This is a genomic window from Streptomyces sp. NPDC032161 (assembly GCF_040636995.1).
Lineage (GTDB): Bacteria > Actinomycetota > Actinomycetes > Streptomycetales > Streptomycetaceae > Streptomyces.
In genome coordinates, this window is the sequence record NZ_JBEZVN010000088.1 from 1 (window position 1) to 4,908 (window position 4,908).

The window sequence follows — 4,908 nt, forward strand, 5'->3', positions numbered from 1 at the left end:
TTCGGGGTGGATTAGTGGCGAACGGGTGAGTAACACGTGGGCAATCTGCCCTTCACTCTGGGACAAGCCCTGGAAACGGGGTCTAATACCGGATAACACTCCGTCCCGCATGGGACGGGGTTGAAAGCTCCGGCGGTGAAGGATGAGCCCGCGGCCTATCAGCTTGTTGGTGGGGTGATGGCCTACCAAGGCGACGACGGGTAGCCGGCCTGAGAGGGCGACCGGCCACACTGGGACTGAGACACGGCCCAGACTCCTACGGGAGGCAGCAGTGGGGAATATTGCACAATGGGCGCAAGCCTGATGCAGCGACGCCGCGTGAGGGATGACGGCCTTCGGGTTGTAAACCTCTTTCAGCAGGGAAGAAGCGCAAGTGACGGTACCTGCAGAAGAAGCGCCGGCTAACTACGTGCCAGCAGCCGCGGTAATACGTAGGGCGCAAGCGTTGTCCGGAATTATTGGGCGTAAAGAGCTCGTAGGCGGCTTGTCGCGTCGGTTGTGAAAGCCCGGGGCTTAACCCCGGGTCTGCAGTCGATACGGGCAGGCTAGAGTGTGGTAGGGGAGATCGGAATTCCTGGTGTAGCGGTGAAATGCGCAGATATCAGGAGGAACACCGGTGGCGAAGGCGGATCTCTGGGCCATTACTGACGCTGAGGAGCGAAAGCGTGGGGAGCGAACAGGATTAGATACCCTGGTAGTCCACGCCGTAAACGTTGGGAACTAGGTGTTGGCGACATTCCACGTCGTCGGTGCCGCAGCTAACGCATTAAGTTCCCCGCCTGGGGAGTACGGCCGCAAGGCTAAAACTCAAAGGAATTGACGGGGGCCCGCACAAGCAGCGGAGCATGTGGCTTAATTCGACGCAACGCGAAGAACCTTACCAAGGCTTGACATACACCGGAAAGCATCAGAGATGGTGCCCCCCTTGTGGTCGGTGTACAGGTGGTGCATGGCTGTCGTCAGCTCGTGTCGTGAGATGTTGGGTTAAGTCCCGCAACGAGCGCAACCCTTGTTCTGTGTTGCCAGCATGCCTTTCGGGGTGATGGGGACTCACAGGAGACTGCCGGGGTCAACTCGGAGGAAGGTGGGGACGACGTCAAGTCATCATGCCCCTTATGTCTTGGGCTGCACACGTGCTACAATGGCCGGTACAATGAGCTGCGATGTCGTGAGGCGGAGCGAATCTCAAAAAGCCGGTCTCAGTTCGGATTGGGGTCTGCAACTCGACCCCATGAAGTCGGAGTTGCTAGTAATCGCAGATCAGCATTGCTGCGGTGAATACGTTCCCGGGCCTTGTACACACCGCCCGTCACGTCACGAAAGTCGGTAACACCCGAAGCCGGTGGCCCAACCCCTTGTGGGAGGGAGCTGTCGAAGGTGGGACTGGCGATTGGGACGAAGTCGTAACAAGGTAGCCGTACCGGAAGGTGCGGCTGGATCACCTCCTTTCTAAGGAGCACTTCTTGCCTGGTTTCTTCGGAGCTGGGTCAGGGGCCGGTACATCAGCGAGTGTCTGATGCTGGTTGCTCATGGGTGGAACGTTGACTATTCGGCACGGCTTGGTTGTTGTTCGTTAGTACTGCTTCGGCGTGGAACGCGGGGGATGGCTGGGTTGTGTCGGGCACGTTGTTGGGTGTCTGAGGGTATGGCCGTGATGGTTGCCTTCAGTGCCGGTCCCGGTGTACTCGGACTTTTGTGGTTCGGGGTGATGGGTGGCTGGTCGTTGTTTGAGAACTGCACAGTGGACGCGAGCATCTGTGGCCAAGTTTTTAAGGGCGCACGGTGGATGCCTTGGCACCAGGAACCGATGAAGGACGTGGGAGGCCGCGATAGGCCCCGGGGAGCTGTCAACCGAGCTTTGATCCGGGGGTGTCCGAATGGGGAAACCCGGCAGTCGTCATGGGCTGTCACCCGCTGCTGAACACATAGGCAGTGTGGAGGGAACGAGGGGAAGTGAAACATCTCAGTACCCTCAGGAAGAGAAAACAACCGTGATTCCGGGAGTAGTGGCGAGCGAAACTGGATGAGGCCAAACCGTATGCGTGTGATACCCGGCAGGGGTTGCGTTTACGGGGTTGTGGGTTCTTTCTTCTGCGGTCTGCCGGCCGTGGGACGAGTGAGAAACCGTTGATGTAGGCGAAGGACATGCGAAAGGTCCGGCGTAGAGGGTAAGACCCCCGTAGCTGAAACATTAGCGGCTCGTTTGGAAGATACCCAAGTAGCACGGGGCCCGAGAAATCCCGTGTGAATCTGGCGGGACCACCCGCTAAGCCTAAATATTCCCTGGTGACCGATAGCGGATAGTACCGTGAGGGAATGGTGAAAAGTACCGCGGGAGCGGAGTGAAATAGTACCTGAAACCGTGTGCCTACAAGCCGTGGGAGCGTCGCATGCAGGGTTCGCCTTGTATGTCGTGACTGCGTGCCTTTTGAAGAATGAGCCTGCGAGTTTGCGGTGTGTTGCGAGGTTAACCCGTGTGGGGAAGCCGTAGCGAAAGCGAGTCCGAATAGGGCGGTGGAGTAGCACGCTCAAGACCCGAAGCGGAGTGATCTAGCCATGGGCAGGTTGAAGCGGAGGTAAGACTTCGTGGAGGACCGAACCCACCAGGGTTGAAAACCTGGGGGATGACCTGTGGTTAGGGGTGAAAGGCCAATCAAACTCCGTGATAGCTGGTTCTCCCCGAAATGCATTTAGGTGCAGCGTCGTGTGTTTCTTGCCGGAGGTAGAGCACTGGATAGGCGATGGGCCCTACCGGGTTACTGACCTTAGCCAAACTCCGAATGCCGGTAAGTGAGAGCGCGGCAGTGAGACTGTGGGGGATAAGCTCCATGGTCGAGAGGGAAACAGCCCAGAGCATCGACTAAGGCCCCTAAGCGTACGCTAAGTGGGAAAGGATGTGGAGTCGCAGAGACAACCAGGAGGTTGGCTTAGAAGCAGCCATCCTTGAAAGAGTGCGTAATAGCTCACTGGTCAAGTGATTCCGCGCCGACAATGTAGCGGGGCTCAAGCGTACCGCCGAAGTCGTGTCAATCCAGCATTAACCTCTAACGGGGGCTGGGTTGGGTAGGGGAGCGTCGTGTGCCGGGTGAAGCAGCACTGGAAGGTAGTTGTGGACGGTTCACGAGTGAGAATGCAGGCATGAGTAGCGATACACACGTGAGAAACGTGTGCGCCGATTGACTAAGGGTTCCTGGGTCAAGCTGATCTGCCCAGGGTAAGTCGGGACCTAAGGCGAGGCCGACAGGCGTAGTCGATGGACAACCGGTTGATATTCCGGTACCCGCTTTGAAACGCCCAGTACTGAGCCCATTAATGCTAAGTCCGTGAAGCCGGCCTGATCTCTTCGGAGTTGAGGGTAGTGGTGGAGCCGATGACCCAAGGTGGTAGTAGGTAAGCGATGGGGTGACGCAGGAAGGTAGTCCAGCCCGGGCGGTGGTTGTCCCGGGGTAAGGGTGTAGGCCGTGTGGTAGGTAAATCCGTCACATGTTAAGGCTGAGACCTGATGCCGAGCCGATTGTGGTGAAGTGGATGATCCTATGCTGTCGAGAAAAGCCTCTAGCGAGTTTCATGGCGGCCCGTACCCTAAACCGACTCAGGTGGTCAGGTAGAGAATACCGAGGCGTTCGGGTGAACTATGGTTAAGGAACTCGGCAAAATGCCCCCGTAACTTCGGGAGAAGGGGGGCCATTTCTGGTGATGGGCTTTGCGCCTTGAGCTGGGGGTGGCCGCAGAGACCAGCGAGAAGCGACTGTTTACTAAAAACACAGGTCCGTGCGAAGCCGTAAGGCGATGTATACGGACTGACGCCTGCCCGGTGCTGGAACGTTAAGGGGACCGGTTAGCCGACTTTCGGGTTGGCGAAGCTGAGAACTTAAGCGCCAGTAAACGGCGGTGGTAACTATAACCATCCTAAGGTAGCGAAATTCCTTGTCGGGTAAGTTCCGACCTGCACGAATGGCGTAACGACTTCTCGACTGTCTCAACCATAGGCCCGGTGAAATTGCACTACGAGTAAAGATGCTCGTTTCGCGCAGCAGGACGGAAAGACCCCGGGACCTTTACTACAGTTTGATATTGGTGTTCGGTTCGGCTTGTGTAGGATAGGTGGGAGACTTTGAAGCGGCCACGCCAGTGGTTGTGGAGTCGTCGTTGAAATACCACTCTGGTCGTGCTGGATGTCTAACCTGGGTCCGTGATCCGGATCAGGGACAGTGTCTGATGGGTAGTTTAACTGGGGCGGTTGCCTCCTAAAGGGTAACGGAGGCGCCCAAAGGTTCCCTCAGCCTGGTTGGTAATCAGGTGTTGAGTGTAAGTGCACAAGGGAGCTTGACTGTGAGACCGACGGGTCGAGCAGGGACGAAAGTCGGGACTAGTGATCCGGCAGTGGCTTGTGGAAGCGCTGTCGCTCAACGGATAAAAGGTACCCCGGGGATAACAGGCTGATCTTCCCCAAGAGTCCATATCGACGGGATGGTTTGGCACCTCGATGTCGGCTCGTCGCATCCTGGGGCTGGAGTCGGTCCCAAGGGTTGGGCTGTTCGCCCATTAAAGCGGTACGCGAGCTGGGTTTAGAACGTCGTGAGACAGTTCGGTCCCTATCCGCTGTGCGCGTAGGAATATTGAGAAGGGCTGTCCCTAGTACGAGAGGACCGGGACGGACGAACCTCTGGTGTGCCAGTTGTTCTGCCAAGGGCATGGCTGGTTGGCTACGTTCGGGAGGGATAACCGCTGAAAGCATCTAAGCGGGAAGCCTGCTTCGAGATGAGTGTTCCCACCCCCTTTGAGGGGTTAAGGCTCCCAGTAGACGACTGGGTTGATAGGCCGGATGTGGAAGCCTGGTAACGGGTGGAGCTGACCGGTACTAATAGGCCGAGGGCTTGTCCTCAGTTGCTCGCGTCCACTGTGTTG

Annotated in this window: 2 rRNA genes; both read left to right on the forward strand. The window is 57.4% G+C overall.

The features are described from left to right. Positions 1-1,449: ribosomal RNA gene (locus AB0E67_RS36055) — 16S ribosomal RNA — on the forward strand; the annotation flags it as partial. 310 nt (positions 1,450-1,759) lie between these two features. Beyond that, a 23S ribosomal RNA gene (locus tag AB0E67_RS36060) occupies positions 1,760-4,885 on the forward strand. Positions 4,886-4,908 lie beyond the last annotated feature (23 nt).